Source organism: Ideonella lacteola, from assembly GCF_038066555.1.
In the GTDB taxonomy this organism is placed as follows: Bacteria; Pseudomonadota; Gammaproteobacteria; order Burkholderiales; family Burkholderiaceae_C; genus Ideonella; species Ideonella lacteola.
Genome location: NZ_JBBUTG010000007.1, coordinates 58388 through 84086 on the forward strand (window position 1 = coordinate 58388; position 25699 = coordinate 84086).

The 25699-nt window shown below is 66.4% G+C and carries 23 protein-coding genes; 3 read left to right on the forward strand and 20 right to left on the reverse strand.

What is annotated here, in order from left to right:
- Positions 1 to 8 precede the first annotated feature (8 nt).
- Genes AACH06_RS13605 through AACH06_RS13670 form a run of 14 tightly spaced genes read right to left on the reverse strand, consistent with a single transcriptional unit; the run spans position 9 to position 15330 of the window.
- Positions 9 to 1907 carry a polysaccharide biosynthesis protein gene (locus AACH06_RS13605; protein WP_341426256.1) on the reverse strand — a complete coding sequence of 633 codons (1899 nt, stop codon included), beginning with the start codon at positions 1905 to 1907 and terminating at the stop codon, positions 9 to 11.
- A complete protein-coding gene (locus AACH06_RS13610; protein WP_341426410.1) occupies positions 1904 to 2500 on the reverse strand; it encodes a sugar transferase in 597 nt (198 codons plus the stop codon). The genes AACH06_RS13605 and AACH06_RS13610 overlap by 4 nt, the downstream gene beginning before the upstream one ends.
- A gap of 19 nt (positions 2501 to 2519) precedes the next feature.
- Positions 2520 to 3692 carry a DegT/DnrJ/EryC1/StrS family aminotransferase gene (locus tag AACH06_RS13615; RefSeq protein ID WP_341426257.1) on the reverse strand — a complete coding sequence of 391 codons (1173 nt, stop codon included), beginning with the start codon at positions 3690 to 3692 and terminating at the stop codon, positions 2520 to 2522.
- Positions 3689 to 4390 carry a class I SAM-dependent methyltransferase gene (locus AACH06_RS13620; protein ID WP_341426258.1) on the reverse strand — a complete coding sequence of 234 codons (702 nt, stop codon included), beginning with the start codon at positions 4388 to 4390 and terminating at the stop codon, positions 3689 to 3691. The genes AACH06_RS13615 and AACH06_RS13620 overlap by 4 nt, the downstream gene beginning before the upstream one ends.
- Positions 4387 to 5601, reverse strand: coding sequence for a glycosyltransferase family 4 protein (locus AACH06_RS13625; protein ID WP_341426259.1), 1215 nt, complete (start codon positions 5599 to 5601; stop codon positions 4387 to 4389). The genes AACH06_RS13620 and AACH06_RS13625 overlap by 4 nt, the downstream gene beginning before the upstream one ends.
- Positions 5601 to 6998 (reverse strand): polysaccharide deacetylase family protein, encoded by a 1398-nt coding sequence (locus AACH06_RS13630; protein WP_341426260.1) that lies wholly within the window; start codon positions 6996 to 6998, stop codon positions 5601 to 5603. Before AACH06_RS13630 ends, AACH06_RS13625 begins: the two co-directional genes overlap by 1 nt.
- Entirely contained in the window at positions 6995 to 8035 is a 1041-nt protein-coding gene (locus AACH06_RS13635) for a hypothetical protein (protein ID WP_341426261.1), read from the reverse strand. The genes AACH06_RS13630 and AACH06_RS13635 overlap by 4 nt, the downstream gene beginning before the upstream one ends.
- An 8-nt stretch (positions 8036 to 8043) precedes the next feature.
- The gene (locus AACH06_RS13640; protein ID WP_341426262.1) at positions 8044 to 8811 is read right to left on the reverse strand and encodes a class I SAM-dependent methyltransferase; all 768 of its coding nucleotides are present in this window, start codon (positions 8809 to 8811) and stop codon (positions 8044 to 8046) included.
- Positions 8804 to 9613 (reverse strand): class I SAM-dependent methyltransferase, encoded by an 810-nt coding sequence (locus AACH06_RS13645; protein ID WP_341426263.1) that lies wholly within the window; start codon positions 9611 to 9613, stop codon positions 8804 to 8806. Before AACH06_RS13645 ends, AACH06_RS13640 begins: the two co-directional genes overlap by 8 nt.
- A 1-nt stretch (position 9614) precedes the next feature.
- On the reverse strand, positions 9615 to 10892 hold the full coding sequence (locus AACH06_RS13650) for a lipopolysaccharide biosynthesis protein (protein WP_341426264.1): 1278 nt from the start codon (positions 10890 to 10892) through the stop codon (positions 9615 to 9617).
- Positions 10893 to 10911: 19 nt separating this feature from the next.
- A complete protein-coding gene (locus tag AACH06_RS13655; protein WP_341426265.1) occupies positions 10912 to 12006 on the reverse strand; it encodes a DegT/DnrJ/EryC1/StrS family aminotransferase in 1095 nt (364 codons plus the stop codon).
- 4 nt (positions 12007 to 12010) lie between these two features.
- Positions 12011 to 12586: an acyltransferase gene (locus tag AACH06_RS13660; protein WP_341426266.1), complete on the reverse strand. Its 576-nt coding sequence runs from the start codon at positions 12584 to 12586 to the stop codon at positions 12011 to 12013.
- The gene (locus tag AACH06_RS13665; protein ID WP_341426267.1) at positions 12583 to 13542 is read right to left on the reverse strand and encodes a Gfo/Idh/MocA family protein; all 960 of its coding nucleotides are present in this window, start codon (positions 13540 to 13542) and stop codon (positions 12583 to 12585) included. The genes AACH06_RS13660 and AACH06_RS13665 overlap by 4 nt, the downstream gene beginning before the upstream one ends.
- A 9-nt stretch (positions 13543 to 13551) precedes the next feature.
- A complete protein-coding gene (locus tag AACH06_RS13670) occupies positions 13552 to 15330 on the reverse strand; it encodes an FAD-dependent oxidoreductase (RefSeq protein ID WP_341426269.1) in 1779 nt (592 codons plus the stop codon).
- Positions 15331 to 15695: 365 nt separating this feature from the next.
- Here AACH06_RS13670 and AACH06_RS13675 point away from each other — a divergent pair, with 365 nt between their 5' ends.
- Entirely contained in the window at positions 15696 to 16826 is a 1131-nt protein-coding gene (locus AACH06_RS13675) for a GSCFA domain-containing protein (protein WP_341426270.1), read from the forward strand.
- 51 nt (positions 16827 to 16877) lie between these two features.
- Here the strand turns inward: AACH06_RS13675 and AACH06_RS13680 are convergent, their stop codons facing one another.
- The gene (locus AACH06_RS13680; RefSeq protein ID WP_341426411.1) at positions 16878 to 18158 is read right to left on the reverse strand and encodes a nucleotide sugar dehydrogenase; all 1281 of its coding nucleotides are present in this window, start codon (positions 18156 to 18158) and stop codon (positions 16878 to 16880) included.
- Positions 18159 to 18317: 159 nt separating this feature from the next.
- Here AACH06_RS13680 and lysS point away from each other — a divergent pair, with 159 nt between their 5' ends.
- Together lysS and AACH06_RS13690 are read left to right on the forward strand one after the other, a co-directional pair.
- A complete protein-coding gene (gene lysS, locus AACH06_RS13685; RefSeq protein ID WP_341426271.1) occupies positions 18318 to 19838 on the forward strand; it encodes a lysine--tRNA ligase in 1521 nt (506 codons plus the stop codon).
- Positions 19839 to 19854: 16 nt separating this feature from the next.
- The gene (locus AACH06_RS13690) at positions 19855 to 20430 is read left to right on the forward strand and encodes a pyridoxamine 5'-phosphate oxidase family protein (protein WP_341426273.1); all 576 of its coding nucleotides are present in this window, start codon (positions 19855 to 19857) and stop codon (positions 20428 to 20430) included.
- Between the two features lie 93 nt (positions 20431 to 20523).
- Here the strand turns inward: AACH06_RS13690 and AACH06_RS13695 are convergent, their stop codons facing one another.
- From AACH06_RS13695 to AACH06_RS13715, 5 genes are all read right to left on the reverse strand, one after another.
- Positions 20524 to 21324 carry an enoyl-CoA hydratase gene (locus tag AACH06_RS13695; RefSeq protein ID WP_341426274.1) on the reverse strand — a complete coding sequence of 267 codons (801 nt, stop codon included), beginning with the start codon at positions 21322 to 21324 and terminating at the stop codon, positions 20524 to 20526.
- 57 nt (positions 21325 to 21381) lie between these two features.
- Positions 21382 to 22572: a DUF3108 domain-containing protein gene (locus tag AACH06_RS13700; RefSeq protein WP_341426275.1), complete on the reverse strand. Its 1191-nt coding sequence runs from the start codon at positions 22570 to 22572 to the stop codon at positions 21382 to 21384.
- A 41-nt stretch (positions 22573 to 22613) separates the two neighbouring features.
- Entirely contained in the window at positions 22614 to 24353 is a 1740-nt protein-coding gene (locus AACH06_RS13705; protein ID WP_341426276.1) for a M61 family metallopeptidase, read from the reverse strand.
- Positions 24353 to 24820, reverse strand: a complete 468-nt coding sequence (locus AACH06_RS13710) for a DUF3429 domain-containing protein (RefSeq protein WP_341426277.1) — start codon at positions 24818 to 24820, stop codon at positions 24353 to 24355. Before AACH06_RS13710 ends, AACH06_RS13705 begins: the two co-directional genes overlap by 1 nt.
- Before the next feature lie 63 nt (positions 24821 to 24883).
- Entirely contained in the window at positions 24884 to 25648 is a 765-nt protein-coding gene (locus AACH06_RS13715; RefSeq protein ID WP_341426278.1) for a DsbC family protein, read from the reverse strand.
- Positions 25649 to 25699 lie beyond the last annotated feature (51 nt).

A 25699-nucleotide genomic window follows, 5' to 3' on the forward strand; every position in this document is an offset into this window, starting at 1 on the left:
CGGAATAGTCAGGGAGAAGGTTGATACTCCGGCACCCAGTGCACCAGGAAAGCACGCACTGCTGGAACAGAACCGAAGACATTGGCTGTCTGAAGTGCAATCAAGGATTGTCGCAGGGTTGGCGAGGTTGGCGTCTGGCATAGCCAGGCCAAGCGCAATCGCGGCACACCGGTGGGCAGGGTCGCGTCCCCATCGGCTAGAAGCTCCTCGTACAGTTTTTCGCCGGGCCGCAACCCCGTGAACTCGATCGGAATCTCCCGCTCGCTGCGCCCCGCCAGCCGGATCATCGTCCGCGCCAGATCCACGATCTTCACCGGCTCGCCCATGTCGAGCACCAGCACCTGCCCGCTCTCGCCGATCGCGGCGGCCTGCAGCACGAGGCGCGACGCCTCCGGAATGGTCATGAAGTAACGGATGATTTCCGGGTGGGTCACCGTCACGGGGCCGCCTTTGGCGATCTGCTCCTTGAATTTCGGGATCACGCTGCCGGAAGAGCCGAGCACGTTGCCGAAGCGCACCGCCATGAATCGGGTGCCCGCATGCTCAGCGGCCATGGCAGAGACCACCAGTTCGGCGGCCCGCTTGGTGGCCCCCATCACGTTTGTGGGGTTCACGGCCTTGTCGGTGCTGATCAGCACGAAGCGCTCAGCCCCCACTTCTGCGGCCGCCAGTGCGGCGTGGTAGGTGCCCAGCGTGTTGTTGCGCAACGCCGCCAGCGCGTTGTGCTCCTCTTCCATCAAGGGAACGTGCTTGAAGGCGGCCGCATGGAAGACCACCTGCGGGCGCCAGCGTTCGAAGGCACCGCGCAGATGCGCAAGGTCTTTCACATCACCCATCAGGCGAACCAACTCCAGGCCAGGAAATCGTTCGCCCAGGTCTTGTTCGATGGTGTAAAGGTTGAACTCCGAGAGCTCGTACAGCACCAGCGTCGCAGGCTGAAAGCGAGCCACCTGGCGGCAGAGCTCGCTGCCGATCGACCCGCCGGCGCCAGTCACCAGCACCGTCTTGCCGCGCAGCACATCGCCGATGCCGGCTTCGTCCAGCTCGACCGGCTCGCGGCCGAGCAAGTCTTCGGGCTCGATGTCGCGCACGCGGTCGACGGCGGCGTCGCCGGTACGTAGCTCCTCGGCCGAAGGTACGGTCAACACGGGCAAGCCGGCCTCGCCCGCCAAGTCCACCGCACGCCGGCGTTGCGCCGCAGTCGCAGCAGGCAGGGCAATGATCAGGTGGGTCGCCGCACCGCGCACGCCTTTGTCGCGAACGGACTCCAGTGGGCCCAGCACCGGCACGCCCGCGATGCGAGCGCCCTGCTTGGCGACGTCGTCATCCAACAGGCCGAGCACGATCCATCCCTGCTGGTGGATGCCGGCCAGCAGGCGCTTGGCCGCATCGCCGGCGCCCAGCACCAGTGCCCGGCGCACCTCGGCGTCGCCACCGGTGATGCGGGCGCGCGAGTGCTCATAGAGCATGCGATAGCCAATGCGAATGACGCACACCGCCATGAGGGTGACCACCGGATGCAACGCCAGCACGGCGCGGGGCACCTGCACCAGTTGCATGCCCATGACGCCGACAGCGCTCACGAGGCCAGCCGCCACACATGCCAGGGTGAGGCGCTTCACCTCGCCAAACCCCGAAAAGCGCCACATGCTCTGCGGCACCTTGGCTGACGCGAAGGCCGCCAAGTACACCAGCACCACGCCGAGCAGCACCCAGGCGTCATAGCCCGGTCGCGCGCTCCACCAGCGTTCGAAGCCGAGGCGGAAGAGGTAGGTGGCGTTCCATGCCAGGGCCACCATCACCGCGTCGATCGCCAGCGACAGGGGCTCGCGATGGGGTCGCAGTCTGGCCAGGAAGCGGTCGAGCCGATGCCAGACCGTGAGAGGGGACGGACGAGTCGTGGTCATCGCGCGAACAAGACACCCATGGTTCGCCACACGACGCCCAGATCAGTCCACAGACTCGCGCGAGCGGCGTATTCGGCTGCCAGCGCCAGCTTCTTGGGAAGGATCACTTCGACGTACTCCCGCTCGGGATCGGCCGCAGCCGCCAGGAGACCCGCCTCACCGCGGAACGCCAGCGAGGCCGGATCGGTGATGCCAGGGCGCACGGCCAGCACGCGCTCGCGCAAGTCAGCCGGATAGAGCGCGACATAGCGGGGCACTTCGGGCCGGGGGCCCACCAGGCTCATCTCGCCCACCAACACGTCAATCAGCTGAGGCAACTCGTCGAGCCGATGGGCCCGCAACCAGCGGCCCACGCGCGTCACCCGCGCGTCGGCGCCGACGGTCAATGGGCCGCCCAAGCGCTCGGCATCCACCCGCATCGTGCGGAACTTGTGGATACGAAAAAGGCGGCCGTGGCGCCCCACCCGCTCTTGGCGAAAGAACACGGGCCCGGGTGAGTCCAGCTTGATCCATGCGGCAAGCCACAGACCCGGCACTACGAGTACCGCCAAACCAAGCAAGGCAGCCATGATGTCAAACAAGCGCTTGGCCATCAGCATCAAAGCCACGGTGTCAGCCAGCCAACGCGCGGGTCAACGATGCGGCCACCCGCGCCACATCGGCATCGCCCATGCGCGTGTACAACGGCAGGCTCAGCATGCGCTCGAACGCATGCTGGCTGTGCGGGAAGTCCTCATCGCGCAGCCCATAGCGTTCGCGCCAATAGGGGTGACGGTGCAGGGGGATGTAGTGCACGCTGCAACCGATGCCGTCGGCGTACAGGCGCTCGATCAAGGCATCCCGGCCGATACGGGCATCGTCGCTCAGGCGCACCGCGTAGAGGTGCCAGGCGTGCCGATCACCGGGCAAAGGCTCGGGGGGCAGCACCAACGGCAGGCCCGACAAGGCCGACCGGTAGGCGGCCGCCAGCTCGACACGGCGGCGCTGGAATGCGTCGGCGCGCGCCAGCTGGTGCAGGCCGAGCGCCGCCGCGATGTCGGTGAGGTTGTACTTGAAGCCGGGCGCCACGATCTCGTAGTACCAGCTGGGCACCTTGGCCGTGAAGCGGTCGAACGCGTCGCGGCTCATGCCGTGCAGGCGCATCACCCGGGCCCGCTCGGCCAGCGCCCCATCGCGGGTGACGAGCATGCCGCCCTCACCCGTGGTGATAGCCTTGTTGGCGTAGAAGCTGAACACCGTCGCGTCGCTCTGGAGAGTGCCCACCAGAGCACCACGATAGGTGGTGGGCAAGGCGTGCGCAGCATCCTCGACCACCTTCAGGCCGTGGCGACGAGCGATGTCCAGGATGGCCATCATGTCGGCCGCCAAGCCGCCATAGTGCACAGGGATGATGCACTTGGTGCGTGGCGTGACGGCTGCCTCCACCGCCGCCGGGTCGATATTGAGCGTGGCAGGGTCGATGTCGACCAGCTTCACGTCGGCGCCCAGGTAGCGAGCCACTTCCGCCGTGGCCGTGAAGGTATGGGTGGTGGTGATCACCTCGTCGCCGGGCCCCACGCCCACGGCCTCCAGCGCCAGATGCAGGCCTGCCGTGGCCGAGTTCACCGCGATCGACTGCAGTGACGGATCACCCAGGAATTCGGTGAACGCCGCCTCGAAGCGACGCGCCTTGGGCCCGGTCGTCACCCAGCCCGATCGCAGCGTGTCGACGACTTCGGCGATCTCGGCTTCGCCGATGTCCGGCAGGGCGAACGCCAGGAAGGGTTCAGCGGAAGATGAGCTCATGTCTTCGGTTTGTCGATCCAGGCCAGCAGGTGGGTGCGCAGCAGTGGCAAGGCGTTGAGGACGGCATAAAGCACGGGATGAAGTCTTGCCACGCGCCGCGCCAGCGGTGGCGCCAGGGTCAGGCGCTTGAATCGCGGCGGGCCCGCGGGAAACAGCTGACGCACCCGGGAAGGCGACACACCTCGCACGTCGGGATTGCGTGGATTGTCCACCGTGAAGTCGTACCAAAGCACGCCTCCGCCCGGCGCCACCCAGCGCCACATGGCATCGGCCAGTTGCTGCTGGAAAGCGTCGTCGAGCAAGGACGAGAACACGGTCGAGACGAAGACGATGTCCTGGCTGCCCGGGGCGATGGGCGCCACGCGGGCGTCGCCGTGCCACAGCGTCACGCCGCCAGGAAGCACCTGACGGGCCCGTTCGACCCGATCGGCGAGTACCTCGATGCCGACAAGACGCTCGGGGGCGAAGCCCAGCCGCAACAGCTCGAGCAGGTTGCCCCCGGCACCACAACCGACCTCGACCAAACGCAAGTGAGACAGCTGGGTGTGGCCCTGGCTCGCGAACAATCGCAGCAAGGCCCTCTGGCGCTCTTGCATGGTCAGCCAGACGTCCGGCTGCAGCATGCTGTAGCGGTCCGGCCCTGCGCGCCGCTGGTAACGTTCCGCCAGCGCCTGGAGTTCGTCGTACTCGCCGCTCATGGCTGGAGGATCGCTTTCAGAAAGCGCGCCGCGAGCACCGGGTAGGTGTGCTCCGCCAGCACGAAGGCACGGCCGCGTTCGCCCATGGCCCGCCGCTCGGCCGCCGGCAGCGCCGCCAGCCGCAGCAGCCCCGCGCAGACCGCCCGCGGATCCCCGGGCGGCACGGTCAGGCCGCAGCCGCTGGTCGCCACCGGATCGTTGCCGGCCTCCACCGAATGCAACACGGCGCAGCCGGCCATCATGTAGTCCATGAGCTTGTTCGGCGCGATGCCAAACCGGTACAGCGGCACGCGCTGCCAGCCGATGTAGGCCACGTCGATACTCGCCAGGAAGGCGGGAACCTGGGCCTTCGGGATCGGCGGCAGAAAGCAGACTTTGTCCAGTCCCGCGGCTAGCTGCTGCAGCCGCTCTCGCTCGTGCCCGTCGCCCACCAGCACGAACGAGATCGGCCGATCCTGCAGCAGCCTCGCGGCGTCGATGAGCACGTCGAGCGCATTGGGCAGCCCCATGCTACCGGCATAGCCCACCACCGTCTCACCGCTGACGCGTGCCCGCGCGAGCGCGTGTGCGACGTCGGCACGCAGAGGCGGAGGCACATCCATCCAGTCCTCGGGCACGATGCCGTTGGGAACGATGCTCAACCTGTGCAAGTCCAGTCCGCGCGAGGCCATGTAGTCATGCACTTTCGGCAACATCGAGACGACGGCGTCGGCGTCGCGGTAGGCCGTCGCCTCGGCCCAGTTGCACAGCCGGATGAAGGGATGAGATGGCGACATGCCCGACAACTCGATCGGGCTGAGCGGCCAGAGGTCGTGGACCTCGAAAACCAGCCGCGCCCCGGCCATCCGGGCCACGCGACGAGCCGGCCAGATGTCCATCGGATAGGTGCTGCTGGCGATCACCACGTCAGGTCGTACGTCGGTCGCCAGTTGCCGCGCGCCCGCCCAGACCTGCGAACAGAACCGCCAGATGTTCCAGGCCCGGGCCGCGCCGTTGCCGCTATAGCGCGGCGTGGGCAGCCAACGGTAGGCAATGCCGTCGATGATCTGCACGCCGGCCTTCGGCTGCCGAGCCCGGACGTGCGATTGCGACGCTGCGACGATCGTCACCTCGTGACCCAGCCGCGTCCACTCCCGTGCAAGGTAGTACGGCCGGTACTCCATGCCGAGCTCAGGTGAGCCCGCGTAGTGATTGACGAGCAGGATGCGCATCACCAAGGCTGCAGCAACTCAGCGTAAAGCTCGCGCGCCGCCGGATGGACCAGATTGCTGTTGTGCCACAGCAGCGAGAACTCGCCCCCGAAGCGGCGGCAACTCTCGCGCAGGCCCATCATCAGGTCGCGAGCCGCCTCGCCAAAACCGAGCCCCAGGTAGGCGCGCGAAATCACGGTCGCCTCCATCAGCACCAGCGGTCTTTCGACGAGCGCCAGCGCGCGTCCGCCGACGAGCTCGAACAGCGGGAAGTCGTGGCAGGTGCCGCAGCGGAATCCAGCGACGTCGGCGAATGCCAGCGTCGAGTCGTAGGCAAGCGGCAGGCCATCCAGCATCCGCGCCGTCTCGCGCGGTCGCCAGCGCAAGTAGTGCTGGCGACTGCCGAAGGCGTCCTGCGATCCGCCGGCCCGCCGGACGGCGCTGCGCAGGCCCTCGAGCTCGCCAGCCAGTCGGTCGGCCGAGTCGACGCTGGCATAGCTGCCATGCAGGCCGATGTCATGACCCCGGGCTACCAGGCGCTCGAGCAGCCTCGAGACGCGGGGTTCGCCAAGTTCGTAGCAGCCATCGATCTTCAGCGGCCTGTCGACGTTGATGAAGAAGAAGGTGACGCGGTGGCCGGCCCGCTCGTTCACGTCCATCATCCAGTCGAAGGTGTCGAAGGGATCGAAGCGCGTAACGCCGACACGGCTGGCCGCGGCGTTGAGCAACGTGCGCCCTGCCTGTGCCGGACTGCGATGGTTCACCAGGTCGGACGCTGTCTGGCGCAGCGCCCAGCCGATGCCCTTGGCGCCGGGCGAGTAAGGTGCGTCGACATCGCAACTGACCCACACCTTCGGCGCTCTCGCTCGGCGGCGCAGGCCTGGCGCGACCCGCTGGATCGCCCACCAAAGCAGTTCGACCCATTCATCAACGAGCGGGCGCAGCGCCCACCCGGCGCGATGGGCCAGACTGGCGCTGCCTGGGGAGCGGCCATGCCGATCGGTGGCAGCCCCGGCCACCGCCTCTTCGTAGCGGGACAGCATGAAGAAGATGCTGCCGGTGATGTCGATGGGCAGGCGAATGCGCGCGGTGCCTTCCTCGAAACGACCATCACCGAAAAACTGCGCCGCACTTGACTGGCCAACGCGATCGCGAACCTCTTCTGGAATCGGCCATGAAGGCAGTGGCACCGCCGGCAGGCTCTCGAGCTGCAGCCAGTGAGCGTCCGCATTCGCCAAGAATGTGTCCGGCCAGACAACGCTACCCCGGGCCGCGACGACCTCCACCTCTGGCGTGCCCTGCGCATTCGGCTCGATGCGATAGGCCAGGCCCAGCCAACGCCCGAAGATCACCTCGCAGACCCAGGCCAGTTCGGCCTCACGCCGGGCGGCAGCCCGGATGACAAGCGGCGAACTCAACGCCGCCCCCCGCCCAAGGCAAGCCACAGTCCGGCACCGAGCACCTGCATCGGCGTGGGGCAGACCACCGCACGGTAGCCGGACTGGCGCACCCAGGTGCGCCAGAGCGCGATCACCTGCATGTCCAGCCGCAGCAACCGACGCATCAGCCACGACCCGTCGATCCACAGCAGCTTCTGCGGAGGCGGCGCGGCACGGTCCTCCGCGGTCTCCCGTCCGAGATAGCGTTTGACCAGGCCGTTGCCCGCGGCAACGAACAAGCCGTGCTGCATCCAGAAGCGCGGATTCAGCTCGAGCGCCAATCGACGGGAGCCGGCGATGATGAACTCGAACTCGTACGGGCCCCGGTAGCGCAGGCGTCGCAGCACGTGCTCGGCAGCAGGGATCAAGCCGTGCGAATCGGCTATGGTGGCCAGCGCCGCCGACGAGCTGGGGCCGTCGTCGCCGTAGTCTGCGACCCGCAACGTCACGACCGCCAGGTTACGCGACTCGTCGTCGGCATCGAAGAAGCCACCAACGCTCAACAGCTGAAGCGCGTTGTCGCCGAGCCACTCCTGCAGGAAGAACCAGGACTCCTGCATCCCCTGCACGCGCAAGTGGCTGCGCCACCGCGCCAATTCGCAAGCACTGCGGCAAACCCAGCCTCGCGGCAATTTCCGGTCACCGACCCAGGAGTGCCGCCCCTTGAGCAGCAAAGGAAAGCGCACTCCGGCCGGCTCGTCCAGGGGCCATTGCGCCAGGCCTTGCGGACCGGTGGCGTCTTGCGCAAGAAAGTCTGCAAATGCCCATTTGTCGTCCAGCAAGGCAATCGGAAAGCGCTCGGGCAGAAAGCGCCCGTCCAGTTCGCCATCCAGGGCCCGCCGCAACGAAGCCTCTTCGGTAAAGAACTGCCACTCGGCGCGCGCCTGCGGCGGCATCACGGGCAAGGGAAGCTGGCGCACACCGGCTGGGACCCGCAGGTCGACGTCGAGGCCGGCGCAGGCGCGCCGCAGCGTCCAGGCATTGATCCACGACGAGTGTGCGAGGGCCAGTGTCACGAGGTTTGTCAAAACTCGAGTACCAGGGCAGTGCGCTCGACAAAACGCCAAGGCAGCAGACGGTACAGGCGGGGCACGATCCACCGGGCGCCTCGGCCCAGCACGCCAGGCAGCGACAGCAGGCGATCGACGGGGCCGCCGAACTTTTCCAGGCTGATGCGGCGAGGGGCGAGGCCTGCCGAGGTCACCAGGCCCAGCAACTCCGCCCGGCGGAAGAAGCGGATGTCGTAGAGCGGATCCGTCTTGGCCTTGCGGGCGAAGGCGGCCACCACCCGCGGGTTGTCGGCGTTGTGGACTAGGGCAACCAGCACTCGGCGCGTCACGCGGGCCTGCTCGCGCAACAAGGCCACCAGGCGCTCGTCGTCGGCGAACAGCACCCAGAAACCGTTGTGCATGCTGAGATCGACCGAACGATCGGGCATCGACAGGGCCGAGGCATCCTCGCACGCGAGCGTCAGCGGGGAATCCGGGTAGCGCCTCGCCAGATAATCCAGCGTCTTCTGGTCGAAGTCGCTGCCGATGGCGTTGACGCCTCGTTCCGCCAGGTAGCGTGAGTCACGGCACGAGCCGCCGGCGATCTCAAGCATCGACCAGCCCGCCAGATCGAACCGCGCCGCCAGCCACAGTCCCGCACGCGGCGGCGTGGCGAGGTATTGCTCGATGTGGCGGACCCACGCCTCCTCCCAGAAGTCCTGGCGCTGCAGGCCAGCGTAGCGGTCGGCCGGCTCCGGTGCGGCGCTGGCGCGGGACGCCTGGCGGTGATCGCCGTCATACATGGCGGGACTCCCGGCGAAAGACGCCAACCAGCCAGACCGGCCGGCTTCGCGCGGGCACCCAGGCCGCGGCCTGGCGCGCCAGCACGACCGCGTCGCCCTGGCCTGACGCCGCGCTCGTCGCGCTCGGTGCAACGGCGGTGGGCTCTTGGAAGCCGCAACTCGGACACACCAGGAAGCGGGGCCAGCGGTCGAAAAACCGGCGCCCCAGCGCCACCAGCGCAGACCGGCGCTGCCGGCCCAGGGCCAGCGTGCGCTCGAGACGGAAACCCGGCAGCAAGCCCCGCATGCTGTCCGGACCGAAGCTGCGGAAGTGGTAGTCCGGGTTCACGCGGGCGCTGCAGTACGGGCATTGAACGAAGCGGCGGCGCTCGTCGTACGGGACGGTGACGATAATCCACTCGCGTGCGACCCGCGCGAACTCGGACAGCGCCGCTTCGTACACGCCGAACGGCAAATGCTCGAGCACTTCGCATGACACGACGGCGTCGAAGGAACGGTCGCCGAACGCCAGGGCGCCCGCGTCGCCCAGGCGCAGGTCCACACCGCGCGACCGGGCGTAGTCGACCTTGGCCGGCGTGATTTCGATGCCGACGCCGGCGATGCCCCGTGCGGTCCGCAGCTCTTCCAGGAACACGCCGTGGCCCGCACCGACGTCCAGCAGCGTGGCCACCTGCGGCGGGACCAGCTCGACGGTGCGCCGCATCCGGTCCATCTCCGACGCCGAGCCACGGATGTGCCGCTCCACGTAGTCAGCGACCTCGAGGCCGCCGTAGTTAGCGTAGTAGTCCTGCGCGTGGCTCATATCATTCCTGGGCGAACTTCAAAGCCCGCCGGTTCAGCAGCATCAACAATCCGTACATCGCACCCATCACCGTCGACAGGCCCAGCACCGTCCAGGGGAAATCCACGCCTGCCCGACCCAGCCCTTCGATCGAGCCGGCCAGCAGCGCCATGCGCAGCACGTCCCACAGCGCTTGCCAGTGCTGCTTGCCATGGATGATGAGGTGCGACAGCGGCGACACTATCACCTGGCCGATCAGCATCGGCACGCTGGCTGCCAACACCCAGCCCGCTCCGGCCCATTGCACATCTCCGAACAGCGGGCCCACGAACAGCGGCCCTGCAAGTGCCACCAACGCCAGCGGCAAGGCCACCCACACCAGGCGCCAGCTGCTGCGACGGTAGAGCGATGAAAGCAATGCGGGATCCGCCCGCACGAGGCGGGCCGCCTCCGCCCAGAAGCTCTGGCTGACCGCCGCCCCGACCAGGCCGACCGGCCCCAGGGCCACACGCTGCATCAGGGCGTAGTAGCCCACTTCGACGGCGCTGTAGTGTCGCGCCAGCATGAATGGAACGATGGCGAAGCTGGCTGTGCTGACGGCCGAAGCCAGCGTCGACCAGCCGGCCTCGGCGCGGAATCTGCGCCACGCCACGGCGAGCCGCCGCCGATCGAGGCGGGCGATAGCCGCCGACAGCCCGGTCGCATGCAACCACAACGTCCTCAAGCCGACCCACACCCCGGCCACTGCGCCGGCGACGAGCCCGTACAGGCCCAGCTTGGCGGCGGCGAGGCAGACCAGCAGATTCGCTGCGCTCTGCATCACCTTGGCCCTTCCCATCGGGGAAAGGTCCGCCCTCCGAACATGCCACGCCTGCAGCAACTGCTGGATGCCGCCGCCGACCAGCGCGGGCAGCACCAGCCACCCCATCGCATCGATGACCGACCAAGCAGACGGCAGCCGGTGCCGAGCCGCGACCCACGCGAACAGCAGCAGGAACGAGCAGCCGCACAGGGCCAGCGAGCCGAGCACCATCAGCGCCGCGGCCGTGGTGCCCGCGCGGGCGCTCGGCACCGACCATTCGAAACGTACTGTGCCCACCGCGAGCGCGACGCTCAGCACCGAAGCGAACAGGGCCAGCCCGCCGAAATCGGCCGGCGAGTACAAGCGCGTCAGCAGCGGTGCCGCGATCACGGGCAGCGCCTGGGCCAGCACATTGGCACGCGCCACCTGCCAGACGTTGCGGGCAAACCGCGACTGCCGCATCCACTCGGAGAACCGACCCGACCAAGCCACTGTCATGAAACCGCTCCACCAGCCGTCAGCTGCGCAGGGCCCGTGCCAGCGAAGCCGCCACGCGATCCTGGTCTGCCAGCGTGAGGTCGGCGCTCATGGGCAGGCTCAGTACCCGATCGGCCAGGCGGTCGGCCACCGGGCAACTCGCTCCCACGGCCTGCGATTCATACACGGGCTGCCGATGCAACGGCCGCGGATAGTGCACCGCCGTCGGAATGCCCGCCTCGGCCAACACCTGCTGCAGGCGAGCGCGGTCGTCCACCATCACGGTGTACTGGGCCCAGACGCACTGGCGGCCCGGACGCACCGCCAGCAGCTCGAGCGGCAAGCCAGCCAGGCGCTGCGCATAGCGATCGCCCAGCTCCGCACGACGTGCCAACTCCCAGTCCAGCCGGGGCAGCTTGGCCAACAGCACGGCACACTGCAGCGTGTCCATGCGGCCGCCCACGCCGACGCGGGTGTGCACGTAGCGCGCACTCTGCCCATGAATGCGGATCTCGCGCGCCGCCTTCGCCAGCTCGGCGTCATCGGTGAACATCGCGCCGCCATCGCCATAGCAGCCGAGCGGCTTGCTGGGGAAAAAGCTGGTGCAGCCCCAGGTGGACAACGCGCAACTGGCCCGGCCGTGCAGCGTCGCACCGAAGCTCTGCGCGGCGTCCTCAATGACGGCCAGGCCACGCTGCGCGGCGATCGTGTTGATGGCGGCCATGTCGGCCACCTGGCCATACAGGCTGACGGGCATGATCGCCTTGGTGCGCGGGGTCACGGCCGCCTCGATCAGCGATGCGTCGATGAGCGCGGTGTCGGGTTCGACGTCCACGAACACCGGCGTCGCACCGAGCAGAACGATCACCTCGGCGGTGGCCGCGAAGCTGAACGGCGTCGTGATGACCTCGTCGCCAGGACCGATGCCGAGTGTCATCAAGGCGATCAGCAACGCCTCGGTGCCGCTGGCCACGGTCACGCAATGGGCCGCGCCCACGCGTTCGGCCAGCGCCGCTTCAAGTTGCGCCACCTCGGGCCCGAGGATGTACTGGCCATGGTCCAGCACGCGCTGGATGGCGGCATCGATCTCCGGCTTCAGGGCGGCGTACTGAGACTTCAGGTCAATGAACTGCATGGCGTCACGACCCCTCGTAGACGGCCTGGCCATGGTGCAGCACATAACGTTCGCCGGTGGCCGTGCAGCGGGCATGCCCCGACGTGTCAAAGGCGAGTCGCTCGCCATGCCGGCTCATCCAGCCCATGCGACGTGCGGGCACGCCGGCCATCAAGGCATGCGGCGCCACGTCTCGCGTCACCACCGCGCCAGCCCCCACAAAGGCGTACTCGCCAATCGTCACGCCGCAAACGATGGTCGCATTGGCCCCGAGCGTCGCGCCACGGCGCACCAACGTTCGGCGGTACTCATGCTTGCGAACCACGGCAGCGCGCGGATTGTGGACATTGGTGAAGACCACGCTGGGCCCGCAGAAGACCTCATCCTCCAAGGTCACCGCGTCGTACACCGACACGTTGTTCTGGATCTTCACGCCACGGCCGATCTGCACGTCGTTGCCGACGAACACGTTCTGCCCCAGCGAGCAGCCCGGCCCGATGCGCGCGCCCGCACACACGTGGCTGAAGTGCCAGACGTGGGTGCCCTCACCAATCTGGGCGCCTTCATCGACGATGGCGCTGGGATGAACCGTGACACTCATGGGACCCCGGCGCTTTGCCGTTGCAGGACAAACGGATGGGCGTCGGCGCCCGGCGCCCGTGGCACGGCAGAGCGGATGACCTCCACCGTCTCGATGCAATGGCGTGCGTCGGCCAGGCCATACCCACGGCCGGCCAGGATCTCGCGATAGCTGACGGTGTGCAGGTCGGTGAACCCTTCGGAAAACTCGAGTTGCTCGCCGGAAATGTCGATGCTGCGGAAGGTGGTCTTCTTGCCCTGAACCGCCGCTGGAAGATCGTTGGCATCGATCGACAGGAACCAGCGCACGCGGGCTCGTTCGTATTCCAGGTAGCCAGCAGCCTGCGCATCGCCACTCAGGTGCACGACGTTGGTCTGCAGCCGTCCAAAGACGAAGTGCAGCATGTCGAAAAAGTGAACCCCGATGTTGGTGGCCACTCCGAACGACTTGCGCGGATCGCCCTTCCAGCTCTGCGCATACCACTTGCCGCGCGACGTGATGTAGGTCAGCTCCACATCAAACTTCCGATCCTCCGGCGCCGCAGCGACCTTCTCGCGCAGCTTCAGGATCGCGTCATGGTGGCGCAGCTGCAGGATGTTGAAAACGCGCTGTCCGGTCTCGCCTTCGACGCGGGCAAGCTCGTCCAGCAGCGCAGTGGTCGGCACCAGCGGCTTCTCGCAGATCACGTCGGCACCGAGACGCAGGCCGGCGGCGATGTGCGCGTGGTGGAGGTGGTTCGGGCTGCAAACCGAGACATAGGCCAGTGATTGCGCCGGATCCCGGCGGCGCATTTGTGCGTGCTCGTAGAAGCGTTCGAACTCGGTGAAGAACTCGGCCTGCGGAGCGATGCTGTCGATGATGCCGACCGAGTCGTTCACGTCGTTGGCCACCGCCAGGCGGTTTCCGGTGTCGACGATGGCGCGCATGTGGCGCGGGGCGATGTAGCCGGCGGCACCGATGAGGGCGAAATTCTTCATGACGAACGACTACTTCACGATCTGGCCATCGGCCACTAGGCGCGCCTGCAAACCCTTGACATCTACATCATGCACGGCGCTATTGGCTTGCGCAGCCATTGACGCCGCCGTACCAGCGGCTTGCCCGATCATCATGAACGTAGGCTCCATCCGCAGCGACGAGTAAGCCATCGAGGTAGCCGACAAGGTTCCAACATTGAGCAAGTTCTCGACTTCGGATCGGCGCGGCAGGAGGCTTCGATACGCGATCGGATAGGGTTCAAACCCAGGCAAACGAATGATGCGGAATCCCTCAGTGACCACTGTGGGGCGGGCGGGCGCGCCACCCACCGATATCGTCGCCCAGGTGATGCGTCGGATGTGCGAGTCGGCACTGTATGCCCCCATCGCAATGCCGTCATCTATAGGCGCGCGCCGGCCATTGCGCAAAACGTCGTTCTCGTTCATCACGTACTCGCCCAGCATCCGGCGCGATTCCCGGACATAGAGACGGTACGGCCAGTGTCCGTTGTCGACAAATTCGTCACGGCACAGGCCGTAGCGAGCCACTTTGGCATTCAGTGCGCCAAAGCGGGGATCTGTCTGCCAGAAGTACAGCAAGCCTTCGATATAGCCGCGGTACGCCGCCTCGATGGCGGAGCGACCGGCGCTACTTGCATCGGCATAAGCCTGGTTCCACACTGGCGAAGTCATGTCGGTCGAGAAGGCCGAGCCGCCGTTGAGATCCCCCTTGAAATACCTCGGATTGGTCGAACGCACCGTACGCGCCGGATTGAAGTACAACTCGTCCAGCGGCTTGCCCTGCGCCGCCGCGGCTTGTGCGACACGAGCCGATCCCTCGTAGAGAGCTGGGTCGTAATCGGCAGGTCTGGCGAATGGAATCCGGTTGTCGGGATCGTCGGTCACGCACAGCCGGTAGTTGTAGGCCATGAGCTTGTCGTCCGCGCTGCCGACCGCCTTCTCGGGAGCGGGTGGCGGCTCGACGAACGGCAAAAGCCCGCTCTCAGGCTTTCCAGCCTCTAGGAAGGGATCGACCGACCTGCCATATGGCGGCGTGACAAGGCCACCATAGCCAGCGTCATCTTCGATTCCTGCGGGATCGACGCCATCGGAGCCCGACAGGCGTGGTTCCCGAATCATCGTGTAGCTGACGCCCGCCTGGGCCATCAGGTCACCTTCATAGCTGGCATCGATGAACACCTTGGCGCTGACGTCGCCTCTCGCCGTGACCAGGCGCTTCAGTTGGGCGCCATCGCGGACAACAGTGAAGCTGGAAACGCCTGACTGCACGAAGACCCGCGGCTGTTCCGCCAACATGTCGGCGAAGACCTCTGCCGCCACGTGGGGCTCGAAGTCCCAGTAGATTGGGCACGGGTACTCGTTGGAGCAGGCGCCCTTGGCAATCTCCCGGTCACGAGTGCGATCGAAGAACTCGCGCGTGATACCCCCCAGCGCCTTTTCACCGGCACCTCCACCACCGGTATCGGACTTGGCCAAGCCTCCGGTCATCATCCCGCCGATCTTCGAATTGCTTTCGATGACAACAACGGTACGCCCCGCGCGGGCCGCCGCCAAGGCAGACGAAATGCCCCCCGGAGTCGCGCCAACTACCACCACATCGGGAGCGGCGATCTCCCACGTCGCAGAGGCTTCAGACATTGCGCCGGTCTTGCCCATCCTGACGGTCAAGCGATGCCGGCCCATCGACAAATCGGCGTAGGCCACGCGCCCGAGGTCGGGACCCTCTTCGCAATCTATGGCAGCGCCGTCGTCAATGCTGCATGTCATCGACTCTTCCGCAGAAAGAGCGCGCGAGATCCTGAACTCCAAGGATCCTGACGTCCAAGGGGTGAACTGCGAATTCGCAAGAAGCGCAACACTCCGCGATCCTCTCTCAGGAGTCGACCCACCGCAGGATGCCAGCAGAGCCATGGCTCCCAGATTAAAGATCGTGACTACGCTTCGCTTGTTCATCTAGTTGCCAGACCCTTCGGAACAACCCGCGCACCGGCCTTCGCCTCAGTGCGGCTGGGGCGGCGATCACTATGTGCCAGCGGCGCGGCGAGTTCGGTGTCCATTGTCGACGAACTGACGCTGCGATTCAGGCAGCTAAGATTCGGCGCAGATCCACGTGCTGCAAGAGGGAGAACAAGTTGAAAAACATTCTGGTCGAGCAGGATGGGCAAGTGCGTCGCACCAGCGCCACGTTCTATCGAGGAGAAACTACCAATTTCTATCCCACCGATACCTCGCTCGAGGCACCAGATGCGGTAGTCAAATACCTGACCCAGGGCTGGATGCCCCCTCGGCCGTTCGTCTCGAAGACCACCCCGATCGTCGCATTCGGTTCCTGCTTCGCTACCAACATCAGCAACTACCTGCATAAGCGCGGCTTCAACGTGCTGACTCGGCGTGAAGGATCGGCCTACGTCACCAAGATGGGAGACGGCATCGTCAATACCTTTGCCATCTTGCAACAATTTGAATGGGCCTGGCTCAACAAGGTTCCGCAAGGCCACTTCTGGCACGGCTACTCGGCTGAGGAGTTCGGTTATGACGAAGCAGTGCGCCTCGAGACGAGGCGTCTGTTCGATACGGCGGATGTCTTCATCATCACACTGGGCCTGTCCGAGATCTGGTACGACGAACCCACTGGCGCAGTTTTCTGGCGCGCGGTACCTCTCGACAAGTTCGATGAGTCTCGTCACCGGTTCCGCGTCTCCACGGTGGAAGAAAACAAGCGCAACCTGCATGAAATCCGCCGACTGATACGCCAGTTCCGGCCGGACGCCCACATTGTCATCACGATCTCGCCGATTCCCCTGACTGCGACGTTTCGACCCGTCAGTTGCGTGTCTGCCAATGCGGTCTCCAAATCAATCCTGAGGGCTGCGGTGGACGAGGTTTATCGCGAAACCCGCCCGACGGACACGAAGCTGCACTACTTCCCCAGCTACGACATGGTGATGTACGGCTTCGACAACCAGTGGAGGGATGATCGCCGACACGTATATCCCCATGTGCTCACTTTCAACATGCAGGTCTTCGAAGCCTACTTCTGCCGCGGCAAGTTGCGCGTCGCCGACCTTGCTGGCGCCTATGCGAACGCGCGCAAGCTGGACCTCGTTGTCGCGCGGGAAGGTCACCAATCGTCTGCAAAGGTCATTGCTGCCAATGCGGCCGCCGAATCCATCACGCCACCGAAACCGCGTCGCCTGTGGCGTCGTGTTGCCGGGCGGGTAGCCCGAGAGATCAAGTCTGCTTGGGCCAGCGCGCGAAAATAGGGCGATGCCTGAGTTGGCGGACTGCCCTCTGACGGGGAGCCTGCCGCCCCTCTAAAGACGGAACACCGTCAAGCCGAAAGATTCCAGCACACCGCCCGCAAAGAGAGACTTGACGTCAGCGACCACAGGCCTCTCGCCACGCACAAGCGCGCGCAACTGCACCGGCGTCATCGCCCGGTACTCCCGATGCGCCACCGCCACCACCAGGGCGTCGAAGGGGCCGTCGGCCAGGGTGGCGAGTTCGATGCCGCATTCGTGTCGCACCTCGACCGGGTCGGCGTGCGGGTCGATCACGGCCACCTGGGTGCCGTGGTCTCGCAGTTCGTTGACGAGATCGACGACCTTGGAGTTGCGGATGTCGGGGCAGTTTTCCTTGAAGGTGATGCCCAGCACGCCCACACGGCAGCGTGGTACGTCCAGGCCGTTTTGCAGCATGCGCTTGATGACGTTGCGCGCCACGTAGCGGCCCATGTTGTCGTTGATGCGCCGCCCCGCAAGAATCACCTGCGGGATGTAGCCCAGTTGCTCGGCCTTGAATGTCAGGTAGTAGGGATCGACGCCGATGCAGTGCCCGCCGACCAGCCCCGGACGGAAGGGAAGGAAGTTCCACTTCGTCGAAGCCGCGGCGATGACCTCGGCGGTGTCGATGCCCATGCGCGCGAAGACAACCGAGAGCTCGTTCATCAGCGCGATGTTGAGGTCGCGTTGGGTGTTTTCGATCACCTTGGCGGCCTCGGCCACCTTGATGCTCGGGGCCCGGTGCACGCCCGCGGTGACGACGGACGCATACACCTCGGCCACGGTCTCCAGCGTGGCGGCATCGCAGCCTGAGACGATCTTGCGGATGTTTTCGAAGCGGTGTTCGCGGTCGCCCGGGTTGATGCGCTCGGGGCTGTAGCCGGTGAAAAAGTCCACCCCATGGCGCAGGCCGGAGGCTGCTTCGAGCACGGGGACACAGTCTTCTTCGGTGGCGCCGGGATAGACGGTCGACTCGTAGACGACGATGTCGCCTTTCTTCAAGACCGAGCCGACGCTGCGCGAAGCAGCGATCAACGGCGACAGGTCGGGCTTGTTGGCGCTGTCGACCGGCGTGGGCACGGCGACGATGAAGAAGTCGGCGCGGCGAAGGTCTTCGAGCTGGTCGGTGCAGTGCAACTGCGCGCCCGCCAGCTCGGCCGGCGAGACTTCGCCGGTGCGGTCGTGGCCCGTGCGCAGCTCGGCGATGCGTGGCGCATGGATGTCGAATCCGATGGTGGGCGCGTGGCGCCCGAAGGCCACGGCCACGGGCAGGCCGACGTATCCGAGGCCGACGACGGCGACTTGACGATTCATGGGCACGGGTAGATGCCTCGGTGGCGGGAGAAAGCGACGAATTCTAGGGCGCCGGCCCCGGCCGGCACGTCAGCGGGCGCCCACCACCTAAAATCGCGCCTCCCTGCCTCAGCCGACATGGCGTGGTCCGCCAGCGCCGGCTTCCCTTGCGAGCCATTGATGAGCCACAACCACACCCCTCCGCCGCCGCCCGACGACAACCAGCTGATCGCCGAACGACGCGAGAAACTGGCCGCACTGCGGGCACACGCCAAGGAGACCGGCGGGGCCGCCTTCCCGAACGATTTCAAGCCCACGCACCACGCGCTGGACTTGCATCATCGCCACGGCCAGGTGCCGAACGAAGAGCTGGAACCCCAGGCGGTGAAGGTGTCGGTCGCAGGCCGCATGATGCTCAAGCGCGTGATGGGCAAGGCCTGCTTTGCGACGCTGCAGGACGCGTCCGGCCGGATTCAGCTGTACGTCACCCAGGATGCGGTGGGCGCCGAGACGCTGGCCGCCTTCAAGCACTGGGACCTGGGCGACATCCTTGGCTGCGAAGGCACCCTGTTCCGCACCAAGACGGGCGAACTGTCGGTCAAGGCTACGAGCATTCGGTTGCTCACCAAGAGTCTGCGCCCATTGCCTAGCGACTTCTACGGCATGAAGGATCAAGAGCAGAAGTACCGCCAGCGCTACGTCGATCTGATCACCGATGACGCCGCCCGTGCCCGCTTCGTGGCGCGCAGCAAGGCGGTGAGCTCGATCCGCAGCTTCATGGTCGAGCACGGCTTCCTCGAAGTCGAGACGCCGATGCTGCACCCCATCCCGGGCGGTGCCAATGCCAAGCCCTTCATCACGCACCACAACGCGCTGGACCAGGAGATGTTCCTGCGCATCGCGCCGGAGCTGTACCTGAAGCGGCTGATCGTCGGCGGCTTCGAGCGGGTGTTCGAGATCAACCGCAACTTCCGCAACGAAGGCATCTCGGTTCGGCACAACCCCGAATTCACGATGATGGAGTTCTACGCGGCGTACTGGAACCATCACGATCTGATGGACTTCACCGAGGCCGTGCTGCGCCATGCGGCGCGCGCCGCCACCGGCTCAGCGGCGGTCACCTACGCCGGCAAGCCGGTGGAGCTGGACAAGCCGTTCGCGCGGCTGTCCGTGCGCCAGTCGCTCATCGTGCATGCCGGCCTGACGCAAGCCGAGGCCGACGACGCCGAGGTGCTGCGCGCGCGGCTGAAGGCGCTGGGCGAAGAGGCTCCGGCACACTGGAAGCTGCCCGAACTGCAATTCGGCCTGTTCGAAGCCGCGGTGGAAGAAAAGCTCTGGCAGCCCACCTTCATCATCGACTACCCGGTGGAAGTGAGCCCGCTGGCCCGCGCGTCGGACAGCAACCCGGCGATCACCGAGCGATTCGAGCTGTTCATCACCGGCCGGGAATACGCCAACGGCTTCTCGGAGCTGAACGATGCCGAGGACCAGGCTGCGCGCTTCCACGCTCAGGTGGCCAACAAGGATGCCGGGGACGAGGAGGCGATGTACTACGACGCCGACTTCATCCGCGCGCTGGAATACGGTATGCCGCCCACCGGCGGATGCGGCATCGGCATCGACCGCCTGATGATGCTGCTGACCGACAGCCCGAGCATCCGCGACGTGATCCTGTTCCCCGCGCTGCGGCGCGAGGTCTGACGGACGGCCTGCTGCCATGTCCAACCGCCCGGCGATGCCCCCCGACGCCGGGCCGGTCGTGGATCTGGCCACCTGGCAGGCACGGCTCTGGGCCGAGTTGGGAAGCGCCGCCCGAGACAAGGCGCATCCGTGGCGAACGCCGGTGCTGGCCACAGTGGGAGGTGCTCACGGCGCCGATGGCCGGGTGGTGGTGCTGCGGGAAGTGGACGAAAGCCAGCGTTCGGTTGTCTTCTTCACCGACGCCCGTTCACCCAAGGTTGAGCAGATCTCCCGCCAGCCACAGGGCACGCTGGTGATGTGGTCGGCTCCACTGGGCTGGCAGCTTCGCTTGGGTGTCCACCTGCAGATCGAGACCAGCGGCTTGGCCGTGTCGTCGCACTGGGCCCGGTTGCGGATGACCCGCGCCGCTCAGGACTACCTGGCTCCACGGCCGCCAGGAACGGCGCTCACCGCCTTGCCCCAGCGCGAATCAAGGGCTCACTTCGCGCTGGTCACGGCCCAGGTGCTCACCATGGATTGGCTCTGGCTCGACCCGGCCGGCCACCGCCGCGCCGTATTTGATGGCCAAGGGGCCCGCTGGGTGCAGCCCTGAGTGAGCAGCCCGCGGGGCCGCCACTCCGACCGCTGCGTGGCATGAGAAGCCTGGCCGAGAGGGTGCTTTCCCCGAAGCGCCCTGCCCCCGTGATCACTCAGGACGCTGGAACTTGGGCGGCCGCTTTTCCAGGAAGGCCGCCATGCCCTCGCGCTGATCGTCGGTGCCGAACATGGCGTGGAACAGGCGCCGCTCGTACCACAGGCCATCGGCCAGGCTCGATTCAAAGGCGCGGTTGACGGCCTCTTTCGCGGCCATCACCGAGATCTGGCCGAAGCTGTTGATCTGGCCCGCCACGGTGAACGCCTCGTCCATCAGCTTGTCCGCCGGCACCACCCGCGACACCAGGCCCCAGGCTTCGGCCTGCTGCGCATTGATCCAACGGTTGGTCAGCACCATGTCCATCGCCTTGGCCTTGCCGATCGCGCGCGGCAGGCGCTGCGTGCCGCCAGCGCCCGGCACCACCCCGATCGTGATCTCTGGCTGGCCGAACTTGGCGTTGTCGGCGGCGATGATGATGTCGCACATCATGGCCACTTCGCAGCCGCCGCCAAGCGCCACGCCGCCCACCGCAGCGATCACCGGCTTGCGCACTCGCCGCATCGTCTCCCAGTTGCGGCTGATGTACTCGGTGCGGAAGGTGTGCTGGAAGTCGTAGTCCTTCATGGCGGCGATGTCCGCCCCCGCGGCGAAGGCCTTCTCGTTGCCCGTGACGACGATGCAGCCGATGGTGGCGTCGGCGTCGAAGGCCAACAGTGCCTGGCCGAGCTCATCCATCAGCTGGTCATTCAGCGCATTCATTTGCTTGGGGCGATTCAGCCGGATCAGGCCGGTCTGAAGCATGCCGTTCGCGCCGTCGCCATGGCGCTCGGTCAAGATGCATTCATAGGTCATGGGAACTCCTCGATGTTCGAATCCGCCAGAGGGCCAGGCTCCGGTGCGGACGGTTCGTCAGCGCACTATACGGCCCGGGCCAGAGGCCGCGGGGGCCGGCGCCGCGGCCTGCAATGGGGCACTTTTCAGGTTGAGCTCGATGTAGGACTCTGTGTCTTGCCGGATCACGATCTTCACCGGCAGGTACTGCAGGCTGGGCGCCACCCAGGTCTCAACGATCAGCTCGTTGGGTCGCTTGTTGGCAGGCCTCGGGTAGAGGTGGAAGGCCTGGACCGTACCGAACGGCAGATTGAGCTCCACCTGCTCGGTGATGTCGTAGGTCCACTGGCCCACGCGGCGCGGCAACGCGAGCGGAAATTCGACGCTCTTGCCCACCTGCAGCAGTTCAGGCCGGGTGAGAAACAGCCACGTCATCTGCACGAACTGGCTGGCACTGTCCTGCACACCAGGCAAGGGATCGTTGACCTTGCCGTTGGCCAGCTGGATGCGGTCCGGCTCGAAGAGCACCGTCAGGCGACGCGTCTCGCGCAACGTGACCTCGGTTTCCTCGTCATAGCGCCTCGGCGAGAGGCCCTGCGGCCCGATCACGCCATCGCTCAGCATTCGACGAGACACCACCGGCGGCACCGACACTTGCAGCCGCACCTGGTAGTGCGACCCGTCGCGCAGCCACTCGACCTGCGCCGTGCCGTACAACGGCCCGCGGTAGTCTCCCGTGAGCACATAGCTCAGGCGCGTGGAGGGTGGCCAGTCGAACGCCACCGCGCTGCTGGTGGGCGTGGCCGGCGCTGAAGCGGCGGGCGTCACCGCTGACGCGGCCGAGGCGGCTGAAGCAGTGGCCTGCGCTGGCTCCGCCTCTGGTGCGGGCAGCACGGCGCTCGCGATTCTTGCGGGGGACGATGCCGCTTCCGCCAGCTGCAGTGCTTCAGGGGCAGGCGCACTGGCAGGCGCGGGTGTGGCCGCGGCCCCCGATGCCGCCGACGCAGCAGGCTCAGGCGCCGGCGCGGCGGCCCTCACTGGCGACGGGGGCGGGGGTGGGGCCGCGAAGGTGGGTGGCGCCGTGACCGCAAGCTCTCGCACAAATGCCACATCGATGGGTTTCGGTGCTTCGTCGGCCCATCCCTCACCGTAGTGGCTGTCGGGCAGTTGTGCGGCCAGCCACCAGTGCGCGACGGTCACACACCACAGCAGTGCCCACCAAGCCACGCGGCGTGCGACGCGGGCCCGGCTCGAACGGCCACCGGGCATCGCAGCACCCATGTCAGCCGTGGACCAGCATCGTGACGACGTCAGTCACCCAGCCAGCCGCGCCGCAAAGCCAGGGCAGCAGCCGAGGCCTGCGGATCTGGCGCGAGTGTCAGTTGCCGTTCAAGTGTGGGGGCGGGCAGCGGTTGCACGGCCAGCGTACGCAGCCGCTGCTGCCGCACCAGGGTCAGCTCAAAGCTGGCCCCTTCAGCCACCCACTGCTGCGCATCGTCCAGGCGGCGAACACGCCAACCATCGACCGCGAGCAGCTCATCCCCAGGTGACACTCCCGCCGCCGCGGCCGCGCTGCCGGTCAGCACCGATTTCACCTGCACGCCAGTGACGGGCCCTTCGGAGAGCTTCAGGCCCAGCGCCGCGCTCCAGCTGGTTTTCTCGTCGCCGCGCTTGATGCCGGCAGCGGCGAGCGCCGCATCCAGCGGCAGATCGTCACGTCCGTGCACCCAGCTTTCAAGCGATTCGGCAAGGCCGGCACCGGCCAGCGCTTCCACCTCGGCCAACACCCGGTCTTCGGTCAAGGCACCGTTCGGGCAGCCCTTCCACAGCCGGCGCATCAACTCATCGAGAGACTTGCCCGCACGACGCAGATGCAGGTCGAGCAGCAAGGCCACCAGCGAACCCTTCGTGTAGTAGCTGATGGTCGAGTTGGGGGTGTTCTCGTCGCTGCGGTAGTACTTCACCCAGGCGTCGAAGCTGGCCTCGGCCACGCTCTGCACCTTCTGGCCCGGCGTGCTCCGCACGCCACTGATCGTGCGGGAAATGAGCTTGAGGTAGCGCGCACTGTCGATCAAACCCGCGCGCCGAAGCATCAGGTCGTCGTAGTACGAAGTGAAGCCCTCAAAGAACCACAACAGGCGGGTGTAGTTCTCCTGGCTGTAGTCGAGCTCCACGAACTCGGCAGGCTTCAGCCGCTTGACGTTCCAGGTGTGAAAGTACTCGTGGCTAATGAGGCCGAGCAAGGTCACATAGCCATCGCTGGCCGCCGTCTGCCCGCGGCGAGGCAGATCGCGCCGGTTGGCCAGCAATGCGGTGCTGGCGCGGTGCTCCAGTCCACCGTAGCCCTCTTCTGCCGTGTTGAGCATGAAGACATAGCGACCGAACGGCGGCTTGCCGCGGCCGTGCCAAAACGCAATCTGCGCGGCGCAGATCCGCTTGGTATCGGCCAGCAGGCGATCGCCATCGAAGCTCGGCCAGGCCCCCGCAACGACAAACTCGTGCGGGACACCGCCCGCCTCAAACTCGCCGCGCCAGAACCGGCCCAGCTCGAACGGATGGTCCACCAGCTCGTCATAGCCGGCACTGACATAGCCGAGCCGCACGCCCTCCAGGGCGGGCATGGCGGTGGCCACCTCCCAACCCTTGGGCAGCGCGGCCAGATGCACCTCGTGGGACGCTGCCTCGTGGCCATGCACCCGCAGGCACAGGCTGGTCGGGTTGAAGAAGCCCCGGCTGTCGTCGAGGAAGGCGGTGCGCACCGAGTTGTCGAAGGCGTAGGCTTCGTAGCTCAGCGTCAGCGCGCCGCGCCCGATGGGATCGGTGCGCCAAGTGGTCTTGTCCAGTTGGGTGAGTTGCACCTCATGCTTGCCCTGCTGCGCGCGCAGCCCGCTCAAGTGGCGCCCGAACTCGCGCACCATGTAGCTGCCCGGGATCCACACCGGCAGGCTGAACAGTTGCACCCGCGACGGGTCGGGCACCGTCAAGGTCACCCGGTAGCGGTGCTGAGCGGCGTCAGAAAGATCGATGCGGTAGCGGATGGCAGCGGTCATCAGGCACTCGCGGCAGCAAGAAAGCAGCAAAAGCTGCCCAACGCGCTCAGCCGAAAGCGCAAGGTGAGCCAGGCGCCGAGGCCCTGTTCAGCGAGCAGCTTGCGATCGACGGCGTAGCAGACAAGCAACATCACGCCGATCAAGACCAGCCCCGCGTTCTCGGGCATCAGCGCTGCGACCGATGCCACCAGCGGCGGCACAACCGCCCACACGAAGTGGGCCGGCTCGTTGTGCCCGGCGCGCATCGCCAACCCCCAGTGGAGACCCCCGAGAAACGCCACGATGCACACGCCATAGGCGGCCACCGCGCGCAGCACCAGCGGCTGCGCCTCGGGGTAGACCAGCCAGGCCAGCACAGCCCCCAAACCGAAGGGGATCAGGCCGGCGTAGCCCAGTTGGCGGGCCAGGCGGGGCGGCTCGGCCGCCCAAGGCGCTGGAGAAGTCAGATGGGTGGTTGCGACACTCATGCCGCACATTGTCGCCGCAGGCCCACCGATTTGTTTGTGATTGAAACGCGCAAGCGACTTCGATCAGGACTTCTTGCTGGCTTCCTTCATGCGCTCTTCGATGCGCTCCAACGGCATGGCGCCAGGCGAGCGGGTGCCGTCTTCGAAGACCACGGCCGGCGTGCCGTTGATCTTGTACTTGCGGCCGATGGCCAGGTTGCGGTCGAGAACCGCGGTGTCGCACTTGTCGCCTTGCGCTTGCTTGGGCGGGGTCACACCGTCGATCATCCACGCGCGCCAGGCCTTGGAGGCATCTTTCGCGCACCAGATGTCGCGCGATTTGACGTTCGAATCCGGCCCCAGGATGGGCAGCAGGTAGGTGTAGATCGTCACATCCTTCAGCGCGAGCAGGTCGCGCTCGATGCGCTTGCAGTAGCCGCAGTTCGGGTCCGCGAACACCACCAGCTTGCGCAGCCCGGTGCCTTGCTTGAAGACCAAAGCGTCCTTCAGGGGCAATGAGGCGACGTCGATCATCGTCAGCTTGTCGACGCGCGCCTTGGTGAGGTCGGTCTGCGTCTTGGTGTCGAGCATCGCGCCTTCGAAGAGGTAAGCGCCCGTTTCATCCGAATACAAGATATCGGTGCCGATCCGCAACTCGTAGATCCCGGGCACCGGCGTCTTGCTGATCTCGTCGATCTTGGGCAACTGCGGCATGCGGTCGGTCAGCGTCTTGCGGATGGCGGCTTCGTCGGCCTGGGCCATCGTGGCGGCCAATGCCAGCGTGCCGATCAGCGCAGCGGCGGAAGCCCGTTGGGCAGCTTGTGACGCGCGGGCAATGAATGCGTTCATGGAAAGGTCCTTGTGGAAACTCTGGAAGCTCTGGAAGCTCTGGAAGCTCAA